The following is a 22,348-nucleotide window of genomic DNA, read 5'->3' as shown; positions in this document are numbered from 1 at the left end:
GCCTTCGACCGGGCGGTTCGGCACATGCTGTGCTTTCTTAACAGACTGCTGGCATCGCGCTGTCAGTCCGCTAACCGTGTTCTGTATCGCCGCCCCTAGGGTCGATGACATGCGGAAGCCACCGTCGGTCGATGCCGACGGGTGGTTCGTGCGAGAAAAGGCCGCATGCATGTAAGGAAAGGCCGCAAAGGGCCGCCGACCGTCTCCAGGGCGCCACGGTCGGTGGCCCTTTGCTCTTGGCGAGAAATCGGTGAGGAAAGCGCTTGTTCAGTTTCGCCGACGGTAGTTCCCGGGACATTCAGGCGATTCCCCGGCGCGGCACACCACAGACTTGTGAGTCTGTGGACATGCGTGTCTTACTGATCGAGGACGACGACCGGGTTGCCGGCCCGCTGGTGGAAGGTCTGGGCCGTTTCGGGTTCACCGTCGACCGCGCCCGCACCGGCGCCGACGGACTCGCCGCCGCGGAAGCGGAGATGGTGCTGCTGGACCTGGGGCTGCCCGACATGGACGGCATCGACGTCTGCCGGACGCTCAGACTCCGCTCCCAGGTGCCTATCATCATGATCACCGCGAGGAGCGACGAGGTCGACCGGGTTCTCGGTCTGGAACTGGGGGCCGACGACTACCTGTCCAAGCCGTTCGGGGTCCGGGAGCTCGTCGCGCGGATCCGGGCCGTCATACGGCGCACCGCTCCGTCGGCCGCCGATGCGGCCTTGGCCGTGCCGCCCCCACCGCATGGCGCGGGACCGGCCCCAGCGGCCCGTGCCCAGCAGATCGGTCCGCTGACCATCGACCGACGGGGCCGCCAGGTCCACCTGAACCGCAGCCCGATCGCCTTGGCGCCCAAGGAGTTCGACCTGCTCGCCTACCTCGCCGACGACCCCGGAGCCGTCCGCACGCGCCAGCAGATCCTGGACACCGTGTGGGAGCCGAACTACTTCGGCCCCACAAAAACCCTCGACGTCCACATCGCCGCCCTGCGCCGCAAACTCGGAGATCCCGCCTGGATCGACAACATCCGCGGCGTAGGATTCCGGCTCTCCCCTCCCGCCGACGCCCAACCGGCGGCGCAGGCCCGGCAGGAACACGAAGGAGGTGCCCGATGACCCGCCGCCTCCTGCTCAGCTACCTCAGCCTCACCCTGCTCGTCCTGCTGTGCCTGGAAGTGCCGTTCGGCTACGTCTACGCACGCGCAGAAACCTCCCGCTTCACTGGCAACGCCCAGCAGGCGGCGGTGATGCTCGCAGAGGTCCTGGAGGAGAAGGTCGAACGGCAGTCCGCCTCCGACGTACCGGAGGTGGTGGCGGACTTCGCCCGCCGCACCGGCAGCCACGTGACCGTCATGGACCGCACCGGAAGACTGCTGACCGACTCAGGCAACACCGCTCCCCTCGGGACGGACCTGTCCGCCGAACCGGACATCGCCACCGCCCTGCGCAACCGTTCGACTTCCGGGACACGACAGGACGCCGCCCTGGGCGACAAGGTCTTCTTCACCACCGTGCCCGGCGCCTCCGGAACCACGGTCCGCTGCGTGGTCCGGGCCTCCTTTCCCCTCGCACCGGTGACATCCAAGATCCATGACGCCTGGATGGTGCTGGCAGCCGTCGGTCTGGGAGTGCTGGCGGCCGTCGCGGTGATAGCGCTCGCGCTGGCCCGCTGGATCACCCGCCCCGTACGGGCCCTGGAACACGCCACGAGCCAACTCGCCGACGGCACGCTCAAGGACCCGCCCGCCACCGACCTCGGACCCCCCGAACTGCGCCGCCTGGCCTCCACCTTCGTGCGCACCGCGACCCGGTTGCAGCACCTGCTCAAGGCCCAGCACGCCTTCGCCTCGGAGGCGTCGCACCAGCTGAAGACCCCACTGACCTCGCTGCGGCTGCGGCTGGAGAACTTCGAGCCCTACCTCGACCCACGGGCGCAGGGCAGCCTCGACGCGGCGGTGGGCGAGGTGGAGCGGCTCAGCCGCATGGTGCACGGGCTGCTCGCCCTGGCCCGGCTGGAGAACTCGGCAACCACACCGGAGGCCACCGACCTCGACGCCGTCGTCGCCGACCGCGCAGCCATCTGGTCCGCCTTCGCCGGCGAACACTACGTCGACATCACCGTGGCGGGCCCCCGGATCGGCCGGGTGTGGGCGATCCCCGGTGCATTGGAGCAGATCATCGACAACCTGCTCTCCAACGCCCTGCGGGTCTCACCGCCCAGCACCACCATCACCCTGGCCACCGCAATCCCAAGCGGAGCGCCCGGCGTCGTGGAGCTGCACGTGATCGACCAGGGGCCGGGTATGACCGCGGAACAACGGGGACGTGCCTTCGACCGCTTCTGGCGCGCGAACGACGCCGACCACGAGGGCACCGGGCTCGGTCTGCCCATCGTCCGACAACTGGCACACACGTCGGGCGGTGAGGTGGTCCTGCAGGCCGCGCCCGGTGGGGGGCTCGACGCCGTGGTCCGCCTCAGGCCCGCCGACGCACACCGCACCCCGCCGTCCCGGCGCTCGCGCTCCGCGATGTGGACCAAACAGGGTGCGGTACCGCCCGCTCCCACCGAACGTCCGCTTGCCGTGTCCGACGGACAGCAGTAAACCCTCAACGAGGCAGCAGACCGTCTCTGACGGACTGCGCGTGGCGCTGTGGAGAAGGCCCAGGGTCCACAGCGCCAGATGAGGGGGCGTGATGGCGGCAACGCCGGCGAAGACCAGGACCATCGCCTGGATCGGCTTGATGGTCATCGGGCTGTTCCTCATAGCCGCACCAGTCATGGACCTGGTCTCCGACCACGCCCACGGCCTGCCCGCCGACCACTCACCGGTCTTCACCAAACTGGCGGGTGCCTCGTTCAACACGCTAAAGGGATCCACACCAGGAACGGCGCACTACATCACCACGCTCGAGTACGGCTATGCACTGCACGAACTCACCTTCGCGCTGCTCTTCCTGGTCATCGTTGTCGTCCCCTTCCGCCGAGGAGAGCGGTGGGCCTGGTTCGCATGCTGGATCGTGCTGATCGCAGCGATCGGATACACGGCCACCATCGCCCACCACGACAGCACGCTGCTGTGGCGAAGCCTGATCGCCGACATCGCGATGCCGGTCCTGCTCCTGCTGTCGGCTCGTGGCTTCTTCACCGCCACCGCCGAAGCGAGGCGGCAGGGCCACAGGGCATAGCGCCCACTGTCGCATCCGGCCTCCTGAACGCAGAGAGTCAGACATTGGCTGATTCTTGGCAGCCTGCTGCCGGTTCGCTGACATTGCGTTGCAGTGCAGCCTCCTAAAGTCCTTGCCGTTCCCCGACGTTCGCCGCGTGGCCGCTGTGCGACCGCGAGGCGGGCGGCTCTCGTTTCCCGGCCCTGTGCTGCCAGGTGTCCTGTCCGCCACGGTCAGGCACAGGGTGGGCCAACCCAGTCGGCGCTCGGGAGGGGGGAAGCGGCATCGACCGAGGGGTGTCGACCGGCTCGGAACGCGGCGGCACCCGTCGGTTGGCCGTGAGCCGATCCGGCAGCGAGTCAACGAGGTCAGGACACCCATGGACGTGCCCAGAACCGCTCCAGCAGTCGGGGGCCTGCCGTCGTACCGCGGCACCGATCCCTACTACGACACGACGGCGGTCCTTCCGCCCGCCACCCCATTCCCCGACCCCGTCTCCGGCGACCACACTGCCGCCTTCGAGGCTGCGGTCGGTGACTGGACGGGCATCGGGACACCCGCCGACCCCTCGGCAGCGGGCATGACCCAATGGCCCCAGGGCAGCAGCTCTCCCGACATTCCTCGCCGTCATGCCCGGCGACAGCGCCGCAGTCGGCAGGCGCCACAGAACGGATTCCAGGAGCCGCTCGACCGGCCGGAGGCACCCGCGATCGGTGATCGCCCCGACGCGGGTGTCACCCACCGTCCTGGGCCGGCGGGCGGCAGCGAGGCGGAAGGCAACCGGCTCCTGGTAGTGCTCGCATTCTGGGCCTTGCTGGCCGCCAGCGTCGCCCTGTGGTGGTTCAACACCCCTGCGCAGTCCATCACCGACCTCGCCGGCGCGCTCACCGCGGCCGGCCGGATCACCGGCGTGGCCGGCGGCTTCGTCCTGCTGGCTCAGGTCCTGATGATGAGCCGGGTGAGCTGGTTGGAGGAGTGGGCCGGAGCGGACTCCTTGATGGCCTGGCACCGCCGACTGGGCGCCTTGACCGTCACGTTGATTCTCGCGCACACCGTGCTGATCATCCAGGGCTACGCCCTGGCCGGCAGCGTCTCCTTCGGCTCGCAGACCTGGACGATGCTGGCCACCTACGAGGATATGACCGGAGCCTTCGCCGCCACCGGCCTCCTCGTCGCCATCGCCCTCCTGGCCATCCGGTCGGTACGCCGCCGGATGCGCTACGAGCTCTGGTACGTCCTGCACCTGACGACCTACCTGGTGCTGCTGCTCGGCTACGGCCACCAGTTCACACTCGGCAGCGACCTTCAGTCACCGGTGGCCCGCGGTTACTGGACCGCCCTGTACGCGCTCACGATCGCCTGCCTCGCCTGGGGTCGCGTGCTGGAGCCGCTGGTGCTGAACCTGCGCCACGGGCTGAAAGTCGCCGCCGTGGTGCCCGAGCCCGGCGGCATGTTTTCCATCTACGTCCACGGCAGGCACCTGGACCGGATCGGCGCCCGCGCGGGGCAGTTCTTCCGCTGGCGCTTCCTCACCCCTCAGGGCTGGTGGCAATCCCATCCCTTCTCGCTCTCCTGCGCCCCCAACCGGCAGTGGCTGCGCCTGACCGTCAGCCCCGTCGGCGACCACACCACCCAGCTGCGTTCCCTGCGCCCGGGAACCCGCGTGATAGCCGAGGGCCCGTTCGGCACCTTCACCGCCGACCGGCGCCACCGCCCCAAAGCCCTGCTCATCGCGGCCGGCAGCGGAATCGCCCCCATACGAGCCCTGCTGGAGCGGATGCCCGCGCGGACGGATCTGGTCTATCGGGCCCGCACGGAAGAGGAACTCCTCTTCCGCGACGAACTTGAGGAACTCGCCCGCAAGCGCGACGCCCAGATCCACTACGTGCTCGGCTCCCGCGAAGACCCATGGCCCAAGAGCCTGTTCACCCCCGAAGGCATGACGGACCTCGTCCCCGACGTGGCTGACCGCGACGTCTACCTGTGCGGACCTGCCGGCCTCATCGCCACCGCGTTGGACGTGCTGCGCCGACTCGGCGTACCACACCGCCACATCCACCTCGACCCCTTCGAGTTCTGACCGCCACTCACTCCACAGCGCCCTGATCCCGTTCTCGTCGCACTGTCCGGAGGCATCCCATGCGCAAGACCACCGCCGCAGTCCTCGGTACGGCCGCAGCGACCGCCCTGCTGACCGCTCTCAAGCTCGGCATGGCTCCCGCCGGCGCCGACGCCTCATCCACGGCCGGCTCGGCACAGCCGGGAAGCGAGGCGACGATAAGCGGCGCCACCCCGGCATCCCCGGCACCGTCCACCGGCAGCCCCGCCGCCTGCCCTGCCGCGTTCACGGGCGGCGGCGCGGTCGAACCCGCCGCATACCTGACAGCCGGGGACAACCGAGGCGACGACGGCGACCGCCGCGGCGGTCAGGACGACGGGGGCGACGACGAACAGATCGCTCCCGCCCCCACGGACGCGGCGACTACGACACCGACCGGCACCTCCACACCCCCGCCCGCTCCCACAAACACCGCAGCCCCCAGCACCCCAAGCGCGCCCTGCAGTTCCTCCCCGGCCCCCAACGGCACCGGAGCAGCGACCACGCCTGCGGCCCCCTCCTCCCCGGCCACCGGCAGCGGTCTGAAGAACGGCACGTTCCGCGGCCTCGCCGCCCGCAACGAGTACGGCACCATCCAGACCACCATCACTGTCTCCGGCGGCCGCATCACCGACATCACCGCCAGCTTCCCGACCACGCCGGCCCGGAGCGCGCAGATCAACGCCAGGGCCATCCCCGCCCTGCGCCAGGAGGCTCTGGCCGCCCAGAGCGCGACCATCGACGCGGTGTCCGGAGCGAGCTTCACCAGCGCCTCGTACAAGCAGTCGCTGCAGGCCGCCATCGACGCGGCCAAGGCGTGAGCCGAGCGGGACGAGACAGCTGCTCAGGTCACACTCCGAGCCTCGTCAGAATATTGGCCGTCTCCTAACACTGTGCTGGCAGGCTTCTGGCGCCCTCCTGCCTGCCCGACCGTAAGGTCATTGCCGTTCCCCGGCTTCGCCCCCTGCGGCTCATCTGCCCACGTCCCTTTACGCGGGCGAGCGCCTGCCCTTAAAGCCTGCGAGGGAGAAGCCGTGTCCCCCGGATCCGACAGCGCCCTCTTCCCACCGCAGCCGGAGCGCAGCAGCGCCCTGTGTGTCCGGCCGACCGCCCTCGTCGTCGCAGTCCTCGCCGCGGTCGCTTTGGGAGGTTTCCTCTTCCTGGCGTCGCTATTCGGCGACAGTCCGGCAGCTTCGTTCACCCCGGCCCGCACCCACGACGCGACCCTGATCCAGGCCGGAACCCCGTCCGTGCCCACGGCGCCCCTCGCCGTCTTCAACTACTCGCAGGAAACGACGGTGGGCGAGGTCAGCGGCTCCGAGCCGTCCGCCGACGAGATCCGCGGACGCCACATCGCCCCGCTTCAAGCCCGCCGGCAGCGCATCATCGGCTCCCACCCGGGCAGCGCCCGCCGCCACGGCCGTGTCATTCCGCGCCTCCTGCGCTTGCGTATCCCCGCCGACCCGTCCGAGGACGCTCGCGGCATACACTCCCAGCCCCGTGAAAGGGCGGCCTGCACCCGGACGGCCGCCACCGCACGCCCCACCGCACGCCGCGACACCAGCGACGAACACGACAGAGACGACCATGGACACACCCATGACGACCAATAGCGATCCCACGTACAGGGCCGGGGGCGAGCAGGTCGTTCCGGCGGAACCGACCGGCGCCGCAGCCCGGCGGCTGATCGGCGTAAGCGAAGGCCCCGACCAGCCGACCAGACATGAGCCCGACGCCTCCATGCGGCTGCTGCTCGTCGAAGACGACGACCGGATCGCCGGCCCGCTCACGGAGGGCCTGAACCGCTACGGCTTCGCCGTGGAGCGTGTGAGTACAGGTGCCTCCGCCCTGTCGGCCTCGGTCGCCGACCTTGTCCTGCTGGACCTCGGCCTCCCCGACATGGACGGCATCGACGTCTGCCGGGCCCTGCGCGCCCGCTCCGCCGTGCCCATCATCATGATCACGGCGAGGAGCGAGGAGACCGACCGCGTCGTGGGCCTGGAGGTCGGCGCCGACGACTACCTGTCCAAGCCGTTCGGCGTACGCGAGCTTGTAGCCCGCATCCGGGCCGTCACCCGCCGCACCCACCCCGAACGCCACGCACCGCCCAGCACCAGCACCACCACATCCGCGCCGCCAGCCATGTCCTACCCCGGCACCGGACACACCCGACTCCCAGGCGAGCGAGGCGTCCAGCAGCTGGGCCCGCTGGCCATCAACCGGCGCACCCGGGGCGTCACCCTCAACGGTCAGCCGCTCACCCTCACCCCGAAGGAATTCGACCTGCTGGCCCAGCTCGCCGACGACCCCGGCGCCGTCTGGTCCCGGCAGCAGATCCTCGACGCGGTGTGGGACCCCAACTACTTCGGCCCGACCCGCACACTGGACGTGCACGTGTCGGCGCTGCGCCGCAAACTCGGCGACCCCGCCTGGATCGCCACCGTACGCGGCATCGGCTTCCGGCTCACGGTCCCCGGCGACGGCGCGCACGACTGAACGCACGAGGGCGGCACTCCTGGACCCGGTGCCAGACGGCTTCGGATGCTGCGCAGAAGCCTCTGCTGCCTACTGAACGGGAACGGTGAGGCTGAATCCGACGCCACGCGCCGTCGTGATCCACGCCGGATCGCCCAGCTTGCGGCGCAGGGCGGCGACATGAGCGTCCAGAGTCTTGGTGGGGCCGAAGAAGTGCGGATCCCACACCGCGTCCATGATCTGCTGACGGGAGTGCACAGCCCCGGGATCCTGGGCGAGATAGGTCAGCAGGTCGAATTCCCTCGGCGTCAGGACGATCTCGCGCCCCGACAGCCGGACCTGGCGTGTGCGCCGGTCGATGTGGAGAGATCCCAGTTGCTGCTCCGACGATGCCGGCACAGGTACGGCCGGTGTTCCAACAGCGCCGTGTACTGCCGGGAGCGTGCCGGTGCGCCGGGTGACAGCGCGGATGCGGGCCACCAACTCCCGTACGCCGAACGGCTTTGCAAGATAGTCGTCTGCTCCCAGTTCCAGGCCGACGATACGGTCAGCCTCCTCACCCCGCGCCGTGATCATGATGATCGGGACGGCGGAACGGGCCCGCAGACCGCGGCACACGTCCAGACCGTCCATGTCCGGCAATCCGAGGTCGAGCAGGACCAGATCCGGGGTACCACCGTCCGCCAGCCCGGCCGCGCCGGTGCACACCCGGTCGACCGTGAAGCCGTAGCGGCCCAGCCCTTCCGCGAGCGGGCCCGCAATCCGGTCGTCATCTTCGATCAACAGCAGCCGCATGGCGACAGGTTCGCACAGCTGTGGCAGAGGCGCTGGGGCGTTCATGGGAACCCACCTGATGCCGGAGGAGTGGGGAAGTACCGCGACGGCTCGGCGAGCCGAGCACGGCAAGCCGTCCGGCCGATCACGCGGGAGAAGAATCGGCCGGACGGCGAAAGCGAGGCGGTGACGCCACTGAAGGACCTGGGGAGTCAGCCGTCCTCGGAACGGTCACCGTCCTCGCGATCGTGGTCCCCCTGGCCGCTACCGCGCCCATCCGGCGTTGCGGCCTGCGACGGTGCGACCTGCGAAGGCGTGGCCGAGGCGCCGGACCTGCCGGGAACGGTGCCGCCACTGGTCGGTGCGGAGGCCGGGGCAGAGGCACTGGGCACAGAAGGTGGTGCCGTGGGCGATCCGGGCACGGAGACCTGGGCATTACCGCCGGGAGCCGGGTTCGAGGGCACCGTGTCACCGATCGTCGACAGGCCGACACCGAAACCACCCGCGACGATCAGACCGGCGGCGACCGTCAGAAGGACGGGACGCCGCGCCGCGACGAGCCGCTCCAGGACCGTAGAGCCCGTGCCCGGCTGCTGTTCCTCCAACTCGTAACGCGGCTCTACGGAAGGGACTTCCGCATGCTCACCGCTGGGCACCGGTTCCTCCACCGCACCCGGCTGCGCGGGCGCCGTTGAAGGGTAATCGAAGGAATCCTCCTCATAACGGTCCCCGTAGGCGCTTGCCGTTTCCAGCCCCCCCGGCGAGAGCCGGACAGGATCCGTCGCCATGGTGTCTCTCCCTTCGGCCGGCCAGTCAGGTGTCATCGACGCCGCATCAGCCCGCGTTCTCCTTCTCCTCGGTGCCCTCCTGCTTGGTGCCCGTGATCTTGAAGGACTTGTCGACGTAGACCTCGACCGACGTCCCGTCCGCCTTCTTGACCTCGACGGCGTACATGCCGGGCTTCTCCGCGTCCTCCTCCGACTTCACGACCGTTCCCGGGTACTTGGCGAGAGCCGCCGCCTCCGCCTTCTGCTTCACCTCACCGGTCAGCGGCGGCTCCGTCTTGTCGTCAGCATCCTGGCCCGCCGCCGCGCCACCCGCGCTCTGCGCCGACTGCTGCTCGGCGGCCTTGGAATCGCCGGAGCCGGAGCCTGAGTCGGAGCCACCACCGCAGGCCACCAGGGCGAACATGAGCACGGCAGCGGGGAGGGCAGCCACAGTGCGACGGGTCGTTGCACGCATAGGACATCTCCAGAACAGTCGGGGACAGTGGTACGGAGATCCGCGGACGGAACCTCCGGGGGACGGCAACGACCCTAGGAACACGCCCACCAGAGGACGCCCAGCAAACGGACAGAGGAGATACAGCAGTTGCCCAAAGTTTCCGCAACGCTTCTGTAAAGCTCGCTTGAGGCGTCGTTCCGGGGCGATCTTGCTGTGAGGCACCCAAGATGCGGCCCGCCTACCCTGCCGTGGTGACCCTCTTCACCGGACGACGCAAGGTGCGCCTGTCGAACCACCGCACCGCGGACAGCCCCATCGGACAAGTACGGATCAGCTACAGCAACTGGCCCCGCGTCATCGTGGCCGTGCAGACGCCGCAGATGCCCGTCCTCACGGTCGTACCCGACCGTGACATCGGCGCCATGAGCATGGACAAGCAGGTGATCCGCTGTACGACCACGAGCCGCAACCGCTGGAACCCCCGCCGCAAAGGCCGTACCCGTACCGCCCTGGTGGGCGACCGGACGTACGAACTGCGGCCCACCGGGCTGCGCCGCGCACAGCTGCGCCGGGACGGAGAGATCATCGCGAAGGCACACGGCACCCTCGCTCCCTACAACCCGTTCCGTGCGATCCGGGGCTTCCACGCCAGGTTGGCCCGGTCCGGATGGGTCGACGCAACGGATGTGGCGATCGGCCAGTCCATGGTGGTTGCCTACGGGGCGGGCGCACCCAACGAGATCACGTCGCTGTTCGGGAACTTGGTGGGCTGGGACGTCTGAGGCGTCACGCCAGGCCCGGACGAGGCCGTGGACGGCGATGCCGGTGTCGTGGGGCCAGCTGGAACCGGTGGGGTAGCCGTAGGGGTTGAAGCCTCCTGAGCCGCTGCTGAGTGTGCCGCAGTCGTAGCGCAGCGGACGGCCCCTCGGCCGTCCGCCGCGCCGAGGCCCGTGCGCGAAGGCAGAGGTGACCGAGTCGACTGGGCGGCTGTTATGGTCCAGAGCCGCAGCCGGGTTGGGGCCGTGAGATTCCTGCAGCCAGAACCGTTTGCGGAAGAGTTCGGCCAGCCGCTCCGCCCACTCCTCCCATCGCCGGTCCCAGGGCGGTCGAAGGCTCGCAGCTGCGCGGCTCCGCCGCGTGCTGCCTCGTAGGCGTATGCCTGTACCTACCTCGCACAGGGCTATCGGAGCGTGGCGAGGCGGCCGTCGTGGTGGCGGATGGAGTCGTCGTGGTCCTTCCAGGCCTGGTTGGCCAGGCCCAGGCCGGTCTGGTCGACATATTTGAGGAAGCTGTCGCCGTCCGTGTCGCTCTGCTCGCGAATCCAGGACAGCGCCGTTTCGGCGTGCGGCAGGAGCTGCTCGACCTCCTCGGAGCGAGGCCCCAGCGCCAGGCGTCGTGTCTCCTGGGGCGCTTGAGGAGCCGCAGCTGGCGCCCGCGCGACGAGTTGGACACGTCGGCTGGTGACTACCTTCGCGCACTTCACAAGATGCGCGTCAGCCATTTAAGGGTGGCGGAAAGTTCCCGACGCACATTAAAGACTTCATCAAGAACCCAGAGTAAAAAAGCATGACATAACGGGCTGATTGACTGATCACTTACCTTTTTTGACCCTCTTCCTTGTCGTGTTCACACCTTATGCTCGCCGCTCGGCCCATCACAGGGCCTTCACAAGGAGGTTGAGCGTGCGTCAGCACCTTCCCCCGTCGTCCAGGTGGCGACGGGGGCTTTTTCGGAGAGTGGCCGCGCCTATAGCCGGTTCACTGGCCTTGGCCGTTTCCGTCTCGCTCCTCGAGGGCAGCGAGACGGCCTTCGCCGCACCCCAACCCCAGTCCGGGGTCACGGCCGCCAAGGCGGCAAAGCACTGGGCGACGCAGGCGGCTGACCTGCCGTCGGCACGGGTTGCGGCCCGGTTGTCGGGCAAGCGGGTCGAGGCGCTGTCGGAGCGCACCGAGACGTCCACGACGTGGGTCAACCCCAATGGGTCGTTGACCACGGAACTTGCAGCCGGACCTGTGCGGTTCAAGCGCGGCGACAAATGGGTCGACGTGGACCTAAACCTGGCGGCCCGCGCCGACGGCACTATCGTGCCCGCCGCTCATCCCCGGGGCCTGGTCCTGGGCGGCAAGGGCGGCTCCAGGCCCGCATCCTTGAAGGCGGCCGGCAAGGCCGCGGCGCGCACCCTGGTGACCCTCGGCCAGGGACAGGAGCAGGTCGAACTGCAGTGGAAGGGAGGCCTGCCCGCACCCGTGCTGGACGGGCCGCAGGCGACCTACCGCGATGCCGTGCCCGGCGCGGATGTCGTGGTGGAAGCCACCCGGACCGGTTTCGAGCAGTACGTCACCATCAAGCAGCGCCCCACCGCCGAGGGCTACTCCTACACCATGCCGCTGAAGGCCAAGGGCCTGAAAGCGCAGCAGCAAGCCGACGGCAGCGTCGTGTTCACCGACGCCAAGACCGGCAAGAAGCGGGCGGTGATGCCCGCGCCGGTGATGTGGGACGCCACCACCGACAAGGTCTCCGGGGAGCACACCCATCGGGCCAAGGTCGGCCTGAAGGTTGTCCAGCACGGCTCGGACATCGACCTGGTCTTCACCCCGGACGCAGGCTTCCTCGCCGATGCGGCGACGCAGTTCCCGGTCACGGTGGACCCCTCCACCGCGGCGCTGAGCAACGTCTTCGACACCTACGTGCAGCAGGGTGAGACCGTCGACTGGTCGGCGGACACCGAGCTGGACCTGGGCAACCCCGGTACGAAGAACGCCGACGGCACCCCGCGCACGGCCCGCTCGTTCATCACGTGGAACACGGCGCCGTTCGCTGATGCGCTGGTGTCCAAGGCCACGCTGTCGCTGTGGAACTTCCACTCGGGCAATACCGACTGCAAGGCCTACCCGTGGGAGGTGTGGGACACCGGCAAGCCCACGACCTCCTCGCGCTGGACAGCGCAGCCGGCGTGGAACCAGAAGTTCGCCACGTCGACGGCGACCACCGGCAACCCGGGGTGCTCGACGCAGCCGGACGGCTGGATCACCGCGGACGTCACCAACCTGGCGCAGACGTGGGCGTCGGCGAAGAACGCGACCTCGAACATGGGCCTTCGGGCGTCGGACGAGTCGGTCATCGCGCAGTGGAAGCGGGTCAACTCCGCCAACGCCGCCTCCAACCCGCCCAAGCTGGTCGTCACCTACAACTACCGGCCGCGCACGGGCACCGACCAGCAGGCCGGCCCGCCGTTCTTCAAGGACTCGAGCGGCACCTGGTACGTCAACACCCTGACGCCAACGCTGCGGGACACCTTCGCCGACCCGAACAACGACAAGGTGCAGGGTTTCTTCCAGGTAGCCGACAACGCCACCGGCACCCAGGTCGGCTCCAACCTGTCCTCAGCATTCGTGCCGGCCGGGCAGCCGGCCTCCGTGACCGTGCCTGCGGGCCTGCTGGCCAACGGCAAGACCTACAAGTTCCGCACCACCCCGTATGACGGCACCAGCTACAACCTCGGCTGGTCCCCGTACGCGGTCTTCACCGTCGACACCTCCGCGCCTTCGGCGCCGACCTCGGTGACCTCCACCGACTACCCCAGTGACCAGTGGGTCAAGGGCGCCGGGCAGGCGGGCACGTTCACCGTCACACCGCCCAGCGGGGATCAGAACGGCATCGAGTGGTCGCTGGACGGCACCACCTGGACCAAGGTCGCCACCTCCGGCACCACCCCGGTGACCTTCTCCGTGACACCGGCCAAGGCCGGCACCAACACGCTGCAGGTGCGGGCGACCGACAAGGCGGAGAACAAGTCCGAGCCGGTCTCCTATACCTTCCACGTCGGTCCGGGCGGCGTCACCGCCCCCGACGACGGCACCCGCACCGCAGCACGCGTCTCGCTCGCTGCGGAGGCCGACGCCGCCAAGTACGACAAGGTCACCTTTTCCTGGCGACGCGGTGATGCGGATACCTGGACGCCGATCCCGGCCGCGGATGTGACGTCCGGCGGGCAGGCCCTGACTAGCTGGCCGGTCGTCCTGACCAGTGGCAAGAGCCCCGCCCTGACCTGGAACGCCACCTCCACCGTCAGCCCCGACGGTGCCGTGCAGTTGCGGGCCGACTTCACCGGCCCGAATAGCGCGGCCACGTCGTCGGACCCGATCACCGCAGTGGTCGACCGCACCGCCGACGGCGCGGCCTCCGAGGACGTCGGGCCCGGCTCGGTGAACCTGCTCACCGGCGACTACACCCTTTCCGACACCGACGCCGCCTTCTTCGGCACGTCGGTGACCCGCACCGCCTCTTCCCGCACTCCGGACGCAGGCGCCAAGCAGGAGGGGCAGGTCCCGATCTTCGGCAAGGAGTGGCTGTCCGGCACCACGGCCGAAGACGTCGACTCCGACTACACGCAGATCGTGAAGACCTCGGCGACCTCGCTGAACGTGACCACCGTGGACGGCGACACGATCAACTTCACCTCCAACGCCGCCAAGACCGGCTGGGTGCCCGAGCCCGGGTCGGAGGACCTGACTCTCAAAGGCTCCTTCACCTCTGGCGACTTCACGCTGTCCGACTCCGACGGCACGGTGACGACCTTCTCCAAGGTCGACTCGGCTGCGACGACGTGGACGGTGACCAGCTCGCTGGCCGACGGCCTGGCCAACTCCACCACCAAGGTGGTCTCCGAGGCCGTCACCGTCGGTGGCAAGACCCTGGCCCGGCCCAAGCGGATCATCACCCCCACCTCCGCCACCACTCTGGCCGCCTGTGAGGCCGACCCGTCGACCAAGGGCTGCCGGGTGCTGGAGTTCGTCTACCCGACGACCACCACCGCCACCGCCACCGCCTTCGGGGACGTGGCCGGACAGGTGTCCCAGATCAAGCTGTGGTCCACCGCCCCCGGCGCCTCCGCCGCTACCGCGGTCGCCGTGGCGCAGTACGCCTACGACGACGCAGGCCGGCTGCGCGAGCAGTGGGACCCGCGCATCAGCCCCGCACTGAAGACCGCCTACGTCTATGACAGCGCCGGACGGGTCACCACGCTGACCCCGGCCGGGCAGCTGCCGTGGACCTTCGCCTACGGCCAGGCTGGCTCGAATCCGGCGGCCGGCGACGGCATGCTGCTTAAGGTGTCTCGCGCCACGCTCATCCCGGGCAGCGCGAGCCAGACCAACGGCACGGCCACCACCACCGTCGTATACGGAGTGCCGGTCAGCGGAAGCACCGCTCCCGAGAACCTCAGCGCGAGCGCGGTCGCCGCCTGGGGGCAGAGCGACCTGCCCACCGACGCCACCGCCGTCTTCCCCGCCGACCAGACGCCCGCGTCCAGCAACGGCTCCGACCTCCCCGCCGACGCCTACACTCGCGCCGGCATCCACTACCTCGACGCCTCAGGCCAGGAAGTCGACGAGGCCACCCCCGGCCATCACATCTCGGTGACCGAGTACGACCGGTTCGGCAACACGGTCCGCACCCTGACCGCGGGCAACCGCGAGCTCGCCCTGGGCGCCACCCAGGCCCAGAAGGACCGGCTCACCGACCTGGGCATCAACGCCCTGGCCTCCGCCGAACGCGCCCAACTGCTCTCCAGCACCTCGGTCTACAGTGCCGACGGCATCCGCGAACTGGAGACCTACGCACCCCTGCGCCAGGTCACCCTGGCAGGCGACCTGGCCAGCGGCACCACCACTGTGGCCGCGGCCGGCACCCAGGTCATGGCCCGCCAGCACACCGTGAAGGAGTACGACACCGGGCGTCCGACCGACGGCACCGCCACCGTCAAAAACCAGGTCACCAAGCAGACCGCCGACGCCCAGGTTCGCTCCTGGCCGGACCTGTCGGCCGATGCGCGGGTGACCTCCACCGTGTACGACTGGGTCAAGGGCGTGCCGACTTCCGCCACGGAGGACCCGGGCGGGTTGGCGATCACCACCACCACCGGCTACGACGACCAGGGCCGCGTGATCAAGAAGAGCCAGCCCGCCTCCAGCGGGACGGATGCCGGCACCACGGTCACCACCTATTACACCGGTGACGGAACCGGCACGTGCGGCGGGCGTCCGGAGTGGGCGGACGCGGTCTGCCAGACCGGGCCGGCTGCGGCCATCACCGGTGGCGGCTCCAACCCCAGCACCCTGCCCACGACGACCACTCAGTACGACCGGTGGGGCAACCCCACCACCGTCACGGAAACGTCGGGCAGCACCACCCGCACGACCACGACCGGCTACGACGGCGCGGGGCGGGCGACCACGGTCACCGTTTCCGGCGGCCTCGGTGCGGCCGTCCCGGCGGTGACCACTGGCTATGACAGCGCTACCGGTCAGGCGGTCACCCAGACGTCCAGCAGCGGCGGGACGATCACCAAGGCGTATGACCAGCTCGGCCGCCTGATGTCCTACACCGACGCGGACGGCGCGGTCACGACCACCGAGTACGACGCACTGGACCGGCCCACCAAGGTCAGCGACAGCGTGCCGTCGACCACCACCTACAACTACGACACCGCCATCGACCCGCGCGGTCTGACCACGTCGATGACCGACTCGGTCGCCGGCACCTTCACCGCCCGCTATGACGCCGACGGCGACCTGGCAACCGAAGGCCTGCCCGGCGGCTACACCATGACCGAGGAGCAGGATCCCACCGGCACCGCGACGAGCCGCACTTACACCCGCGACAGCGACGGCAGCGTGCTGGTCTCCGACAGCATCACCGAAACCGTCCAGGGTCAGTGGGCCACCCACGTCGGCACCCCCGGGGTGACCGCTTCCCAGTCCTATGCCTACGACAAGGCCGGACGCCTTTCCCAGGTGCAGGACACCACTCCCGACGCGGTCTGCACCACCCGCGCCTACACCTTCGACAAGAACACCAACCGCAAGACATTGGCAACCGCCACCGCAGGTGTCGGCCTGGACTGCACCACCAGCGGAGCGACCACCACCAGCTACAGCTACGACAGCGCCGATCGGCTGGTGAACAGCGGCTACACCTACGACGCCTTCGGCCGCACCACCGCACTGCCCGGCTCGACCATCAGCTACTACACCAACGACCTCGTCCAGCAGCAGACCGCCGGCAACCAGCGCCAGACCTGGACCCTGGACTCGGCTCTGCGCCGACGCGGCTTCACCACTGAGAGCAACGCCTCCGGCAGCTGGACGCAGACCGCTTCCAAACTCAACCACTACGACTCCGACAGCGACAGCCCCCGCTGGACTGTCGAGGACACCGCGACCGGAGCAGTGACCCGTAGCATCGACGGCCTGGACGGCAACCTGGCCGCCACCACCACCAAGACCGGTGGCACCGTCCTCACCCTGACCAACCTGCACGGCGACACCGCCCTGGAGCTGCCCACAGACAGCAGCATCGCCCCGACCGTCCTCGACTACGACGAGTACGGCAACCCCCGCACCGGGCAGGATGCTGTCCGCTACGGCTGGCTCGGCGGCAAGCAGCGCTCCAGCGAGACCCTCACCGGCCTCACCCTCATGGGCGTACGTCTCTACAACCCCGCCACCGGCCGCTTCCTGTCCATCGACCCGGTGCCCGGCGGCTCGGCGAACGCCTATGAGTACTGCGGCGGCGATCCCATCAACCGCTTCGACCTCGACGGCAGGTTCTGGGGCTTTCACTGGAGCATCGGAGCGAAGCTGGCCGGGCACTACCTCAGCCGCGGCTATGCCGGTTACAACCGGTGGAGGCACCGTCAACAGGCGCGGATCGTCGGAGTCGGCCTCGCGTACGTCGGGACCCGCTATCTGGGCTACCGGTGCCGGTACCGCTACGGTATGCGCGTCTGCACCGGGGGCTTCGGCCTCCATGCCCGCGGCGGCACCACGCTCGGCACCACCTACTTCACCAGTAGCAACCGCTACACATCCCGCAGCCGCATACGCCACGAACGCAGGCACAAGCAGCAGTGGATGCGCTACGGATACCGGTTCGCCTACATGTACCTCAGAGCAGGAAGCAACCCATGTCACAACCGTTGGGAACGCCGCGCCGGATGGAGGGACGGGGGGTACAACTGCTGAACCGGTCCCGGCAACGACCGAAGTGGATCCCTTTCGTGCTGCTCGGGTCGGTACTCGGCCTGGCTCTCCTCAGCGCTGTCGGTGTCTGGGTGTACGGCGTCTACAGCATGTCCGACCCTGAGTCGCCCCTCCTGGTCGGTATCCGCATCGACGGATCCCGCATCTCGGTCAAGGCACCCACCTGCCCCACGGACCAGGTCGGGACCGTCGAGGTGTACGACGGCGACTCCGACACGCTGCTGTGGCGAGCAAGCGGACCGAAGACACCCGAGGGGGAACAAGGAGCGGTCACGCTCTGGAAGGCAGACGATTTCTCGAAGGCGGGTCCGGAAACTCAGCCCAAAATCCTGCCGGCGAACCTCGACGTCTCCGTTACGTACACCGGCACCAAGGACGGGGCAGGAGACACATTCAACGTCCCCAAAGTCAAAAGCGCGCATATCCCCGAAGAGCAGTACTGGACGTACGACGGTCCCAAGACGGCAGCACAGCTCGATGCACAACTCAAGTGCGGCGACCGTACGTGACAAGGAGGCCGAGGCCGTAGATAACTTTCTTCAGACGGGAAGCGACTCCTTATCCGTCTGAACCGAGAGGGTGCCGCACGCGTGCGCGGCACCCTCTGCCGGCTCGTAGGCGCTTTTGATTCCCTTTGGGCGGCGATCCTGACGGCTGCGGACTGCTGGGGATGGACCCCCGTCTGGCACCACCCGCACTGCGATCGTGCCGCCGCTAGGTTCTGTCAACCGGATCAGTGACTGAGCGGGTTTGGTCTCGTGGCCGTTTTCGCGCTTTAAGGGACAAGGCGATCTGACGAACGCGGAGTGGCTCGTGTGAAGCCGCATCTGCCCTCGCCAGGACAGCGAGATGGGCGTTGGGTGAGCCATCGCAAGTGATCAACGGCATCCTCTTACGCCAGCAGACTCCACCTTGGCCGGTGTCACCACTCCGGCGGCGGGGGCGCCACCTTCGACACCTTGCGGTCTGCCGCCGCGTCGTCGTCGATGCCGCTGCACGCCGCGGCCAGGGCGAGGACGGCCAGGCTGCCAGCGAGCGCGGCGCCGCGCATCAGGCGGGCGGTGGACAGGGCACGCGATATGTTCTCGCGGTTGCTGCTGTGGCACGTCGCCTCTCCAAGTCGGCTCTTCCTGCCCACGCGGGCGGGCGGGGTGTACTGAAGGGGTACGAGTGAACGCGGGTGGCTGCTCACGACGTATGGCCGGTCGGGTCCGCGGGACGGCAGGACCCCGCCACACGGACCCGCGGCTCAGGTCGAGGCGGGTGCGCGCTCGGGCTGGCCGGTGTGCGCGTTGTGCTGGTCCGCCCAGTTCTGCAGGGCGCTCATGCGCCGTTCGGACCGAGGACCGGTCACTCCGCGGAGTGAAGACCGGCAACGACTCCACCCACGGCACCATCCGCGCCAACGCGCCGACAGGCCCAACCCCCCTGGGATTCGCGACGGGAAACCGGCCCGCCATGAGACCACTGCCGCCCCGCTTTGACGAGAACCTTATGTGCTCACTTGATTACTGTTCGCACTCATGAGGGTTGCTGCGATCTCCCGAAGCAGCCGCTCCGTGTCACGCACCGGAGCGGTACTGCTGGTGCTCGTTGCCGCCCTCATCCACATGCTGGCCTGCGCACACGGCCCGACGTCGGCACCGGCCGGTCGGGTCGACGCGATCCCGGCGGCCTCAACCGCCAGCGCAGAGCCCGCTCCGGAGACGACCGGCGAGAAGCAGACAGATTCCCGTCACGGTGGCGCGACGCACTGCTCGGGCCTGGACGAACCAACGATCCACTCCCCTCGGGACACCGCTCTGGTGGCACAGGGCATCCCGGATTCCCTGCCCGCCGAAGGTACCGGCGCTCTCACCCGGCCCCTACTGCGGGCCGCCCCCTTGTCGCTTCACATGCCCGGTGAGTCTTCCGCAGGGGAGACACGGGCTCAATTCGGCGTGTGGCGGACCTGATCGGCCCACTCCGTGCCTCCCGCCTGGAGGCCGGCCACCGATCACCCCGCCCTCCCTCCCACACACGGCCGACAGCAGATCATGCCGTCGGCCGCAGGAGAGACACGCCATGAACCATCCCGCCCGCACGTCTGCGCCCATTTCTCCGGCGCAGCTACTGGCCGACGCCAAACACCCCCTGCACACCCCTGCCGGTCTTGTCGGCGACACCCCGTCTGTGGATCGGCGAGCCGTTCACCGCCGCCGGGCGCGGCTTCTGGGCCAAGCTCGAAGGTCACAACCCCGGCGGCATCAAGGACCGCACCGCCCTGTACATGGTCCGCGCCGCCCGCGAGCGCGGGCGGCTGCTGCCCGGCGCCCGCATCATCGAGTCATCCTCCGGCACTCTCGGCCTCGGTCTGGCTCTGGCCGGTGCAACCTACGGCCACCCGGTCACCGTGGTCAGCGACCCCGGCATGGAACCGCTGATGACCGGCCTGCTCACCGCGTACGGGGCCGAGGTCGACATCGTCACCGCCCCCCATGCGGACGGCGGCTGGCAGCAGGCCCGCCGCCACCGCGTCGAGGAACTGCTCGCCGTCTACCCGGACGCCTGGTGCCCCGACCAGTACAACAACCCCGACAACGTCGCCGCCTACGCCCCGCTCGCCCACGAACTCCTCGCCCAGCTCGGCCGTATCGACACCCTCGTCGTCTCCGTCGGTACCGGCGGCCACTCCGCCGGCATCGCCTCCGTACTGCGCGGCTTCTTCCCTGGCCTCCGGGTCGTCGGCGTCGACACCACCGGCTCGACGATCTTCGGCCAGCCCGCCGCACCCCGTCTGATGCGCGGCCTCGGCTCCAGCATCCACCCCGGCAACGTCGCCTACGACCTGTTCGACGAGGTCCACTGGGTCGCCGCCCCGGAAGCGGTGTGGGCGGCGCGCCGCCTGGCCCGCGACCACTACGCCACCGGCGGCTGGAGCGTCGGCGCCGTCGCCCTCGTCTCCCGCTGGCTGGCCCGCACCCTGCCTCCGGAGGACCGGATCGTCGCCGTCTTCCCCGACGGCCCGCAGCGCTACGTCGGCACGGTGTTCGACGACACCTACTGCCGTCAGCACCATCTCCTCGGGCATCTGCCCGCCGACGACCCCGACGAGATCGCCCATCCCCGGGAGCGCACCGTCACCCGCTGGACCCGATGCACCCGCATCACCGACCCCCTCATCAGCACAGGCACGCACGAACCCGCCGAAGTCCCCGAAGTAGCCGCAGTCGCCGGAGCCCTCCGATGAAGCACCTGTGGCAGCAGACCCGCTCCTTTCCGCCCGTAGTGAGGCTGTTGATGGTGAACCAGTTCGCCACCAACCTGGCCTTCTTCATGCTGATGCCCTACCTGGCCGCCCACCTGTCCGACGGGCTCGGACTCGCCGCCTGGGCCGTCGGCCTCGTTCTCGGCGTACGCAACTTCTCCCAGCAGGGCATGTTCCTCATCGGCGGCACCATCGCCGACCGCCTCGGCTACAAGGTCCCGATCGTGGTGGGCTGCCTGCTGCGCGTCGTCGGTTTCGGCCTGCTCGGCTGGGTCGGCAACCTGCCGACCCTCATTGCGGCGTCCGCCGCCACCGGCTTCGCCGGAGCCCTGTTCAACCCTGCCGTGCGCGCCTACCTCGCCGTCGAGGCCGGGGAGCGCCGTGTGGACGCCTTCGCCACCTTCAACGTCTACTACCAGGCCGGCATGCTGCTCGGCCCGCTGGCCGGACTCGCGCTGCTGGCCGCCGACTTCCGCCTCGTGTGCACCGTCGCCGCCGCCATCTTCGCCGGACTCACCCTGCTGCAGCTGCGGGCACTGACGGCAGGCCACCACGGCACAGCCACCACCGGCCGGGACGGGGTACTGGCGCAGTGGCGCACGGTCGCGGCCAACAGGCCCTTCCTGCTCTTCTCCGCCGCGATGATCGGCTCCTACGTCCTGACGTTCCAGGTCTACCTCGCCCTGCCGCTCGCTGCGGGGGACGCCCTCGGCCCGCGGGGTACGACGGCCACCAGCGGACTGTTCGTCGTCTCGGCCGCGGTGGCCGTGGCCGGACAACTGCGCCTGACCGGCTGGGCGAAACAGCGGTGGCAGCCGGCCGAGGCACTGGTACGGGGACTGGCCGCCATGGGACTGGCGTTCCTGCCGCTCGCACTGACTACCAGAGGATCCTCCGCCACGGCGGTCGGCTGCCTGGTTGTGGCCGTGGTGCTCCTCGCGGCCGGATCCGCGGTGGTCTACCCGTTCGAGATGGACACGGTCGTCACCCTGTCCGGCGACCGCTTGGTCGCCACCCATTACGGCTTCTACAACACCCTCTCCGGCCTCGGTGTCACCCTCGGCAACCTCGCCACCGGCGCTCTCTGGGACTTCGCGCAGGGACACGACGCTCTCTGGCTGACCTGGTGCGCCCTGACCACTACAGGGCTGGGGTGCGCGGCATCGGTTGCCGCCCTGGCCCGCACGGGACGCCTGACGGTACGACAGCCGCAGCCCGTCGCGGCGTAAGACGAGCCAGGAGGCCCGGCCCGCCTGGTCCGGGCCTCCCGCAGGTTACCTACCGTATGCATTCTCACGACCAGTCATTTACCTTGCCTTTGTCAACACCT

General features: G+C 69.3%; 15 protein-coding genes and 2 pseudogenes. 12 read left to right on the top strand and 5 right to left on the bottom strand.

The window, feature by feature from the left end:
* Positions 1–347 precede the first annotated feature (347 nt).
* The 7 genes from ACZ7L1_RS31660 (at position 348) to ACZ7L1_RS31630 (ending at position 7,752) form a co-directional block, all read left to right on the top strand.
* The gene (locus ACZ7L1_RS31660) at positions 348–1,109 is read left to right on the top strand and encodes a response regulator transcription factor (RefSeq protein ID WP_471442022.1); all 762 of its coding nucleotides are present in this window, start codon (positions 348–350) and stop codon (positions 1,107–1,109) included.
* On the top strand, positions 1,106–2,596 hold the full coding sequence (locus ACZ7L1_RS31655; protein ID WP_471442020.1) for a sensor histidine kinase: 1,491 nt from the start codon (positions 1,106–1,108) through the stop codon (positions 2,594–2,596). Before ACZ7L1_RS31660 ends, ACZ7L1_RS31655 begins: the two co-directional genes overlap by 4 nt.
* Before the next feature lie 91 nt (positions 2,597–2,687).
* A complete protein-coding gene (locus ACZ7L1_RS31650; protein ID WP_471442018.1) occupies positions 2,688–3,179 on the top strand; it encodes a hypothetical protein in 492 nt (163 codons plus the stop codon).
* Between the two features lie 358 nt (positions 3,180–3,537).
* Positions 3,538–5,238 carry a ferredoxin reductase family protein gene (locus tag ACZ7L1_RS31645; protein WP_471442016.1) on the top strand — a complete coding sequence of 567 codons (1,701 nt, stop codon included), beginning with the start codon at positions 3,538–3,540 and terminating at the stop codon, positions 5,236–5,238.
* Positions 5,239–5,297: 59 nt separating this feature from the next.
* Positions 5,298–6,077, top strand: a complete 780-nt coding sequence (locus ACZ7L1_RS31640) for an FMN-binding protein (RefSeq protein WP_471442014.1) — start codon at positions 5,298–5,300, stop codon at positions 6,075–6,077.
* Positions 6,078–6,290: 213 nt separating this feature from the next.
* Positions 6,291–6,869, top strand: a complete 579-nt coding sequence (locus ACZ7L1_RS31635) for a hypothetical protein (RefSeq protein ID WP_471442012.1) — start codon at positions 6,291–6,293, stop codon at positions 6,867–6,869.
* 127 nt (positions 6,870–6,996) lie between these two features.
* Complete coding sequence (locus ACZ7L1_RS31630) at positions 6,997–7,752, top strand: response regulator transcription factor (RefSeq protein ID WP_471442082.1); 756 nt, start codon at positions 6,997–6,999, stop codon at positions 7,750–7,752.
* Positions 7,753–7,821: 69 nt separating this feature from the next.
* On the opposite strand, the gene ACZ7L1_RS31625 is transcribed toward ACZ7L1_RS31630, so the two are convergent.
* The 3 genes from ACZ7L1_RS31625 to ACZ7L1_RS31615 form a co-directional block, all read right to left on the bottom strand.
* On the bottom strand, positions 7,822–8,526 hold the full coding sequence (locus ACZ7L1_RS31625) for a response regulator transcription factor (RefSeq protein WP_471442080.1): 705 nt from the start codon (positions 8,524–8,526) through the stop codon (positions 7,822–7,824).
* A 191-nt stretch (positions 8,527–8,717) separates the two neighbouring features.
* Positions 8,718–9,293, bottom strand: coding sequence for a hypothetical protein (locus tag ACZ7L1_RS31620; protein WP_471442010.1), 576 nt, complete (start codon positions 9,291–9,293; stop codon positions 8,718–8,720).
* 46 nt (positions 9,294–9,339) lie between these two features.
* Positions 9,340–9,747 carry a PepSY domain-containing protein gene (locus ACZ7L1_RS31615; RefSeq protein WP_471442008.1) on the bottom strand — a complete coding sequence of 136 codons (408 nt, stop codon included), beginning with the start codon at positions 9,745–9,747 and terminating at the stop codon, positions 9,340–9,342.
* Between the two features lie 233 nt (positions 9,748–9,980).
* Here ACZ7L1_RS31615 and ACZ7L1_RS31610 point away from each other — a divergent pair, with 233 nt between their 5' ends.
* On the top strand, positions 9,981–10,511 hold the full coding sequence (locus ACZ7L1_RS31610; protein WP_471442084.1) for a hypothetical protein: 531 nt from the start codon (positions 9,981–9,983) through the stop codon (positions 10,509–10,511).
* Positions 10,512–10,523: 12 nt separating this feature from the next.
* Here ACZ7L1_RS31610 and ACZ7L1_RS31605 read toward each other — a convergent pair.
* Positions 10,524–11,127: pseudogene (locus ACZ7L1_RS31605) on the bottom strand (glucosidase family protein); the annotation flags it as partial.
* A 362-nt stretch (positions 11,128–11,489) separates the two neighbouring features.
* Between ACZ7L1_RS31605 and ACZ7L1_RS31600 the strand changes: the two are divergent.
* Entirely contained in the window at positions 11,490–17,753 is a 6,264-nt protein-coding gene (locus ACZ7L1_RS31600) for a DNRLRE domain-containing protein (protein ID WP_471442078.1), read from the top strand.
* Between the two features lie 35 nt (positions 17,754–17,788).
* Complete coding sequence (locus ACZ7L1_RS31595) at positions 17,789–18,280, top strand: hypothetical protein (protein WP_471442006.1); 492 nt, start codon at positions 17,789–17,791, stop codon at positions 18,278–18,280.
* 413 nt (positions 18,281–18,693) lie between these two features.
* Here the strand turns inward: ACZ7L1_RS31595 and ACZ7L1_RS31590 are convergent, their stop codons facing one another.
* Positions 18,694–18,963, bottom strand: a complete 270-nt coding sequence (locus ACZ7L1_RS31590; RefSeq protein WP_471442004.1) for a hypothetical protein — start codon at positions 18,961–18,963, stop codon at positions 18,694–18,696.
* 872 nt (positions 18,964–19,835) lie between these two features.
* On the opposite strand from ACZ7L1_RS31590, the pseudogene ACZ7L1_RS31585 reads away from it, so the two are divergent.
* Together ACZ7L1_RS31585 and ACZ7L1_RS31580 are read left to right on the top strand one after the other, a co-directional pair.
* Positions 19,836–21,000 (top strand): annotated as a pseudogene (locus ACZ7L1_RS31585) (PLP-dependent cysteine synthase family protein).
* A complete protein-coding gene (locus ACZ7L1_RS31580) occupies positions 20,997–22,247 on the top strand; it encodes an MFS transporter (RefSeq protein WP_471442002.1) in 1,251 nt (416 codons plus the stop codon). The pseudogene ACZ7L1_RS31585 and the gene ACZ7L1_RS31580 overlap by 4 nt, the downstream one beginning before the upstream one ends.
* Positions 22,248–22,348 lie beyond the last annotated feature (101 nt).

The organism is Streptomyces sp. NPDC107546 (assembly GCF_055639175.1).
Note: the sequence above shows the minus strand (reverse complement) of the source record. Positions and strands in the feature narration are given on the sequence as shown.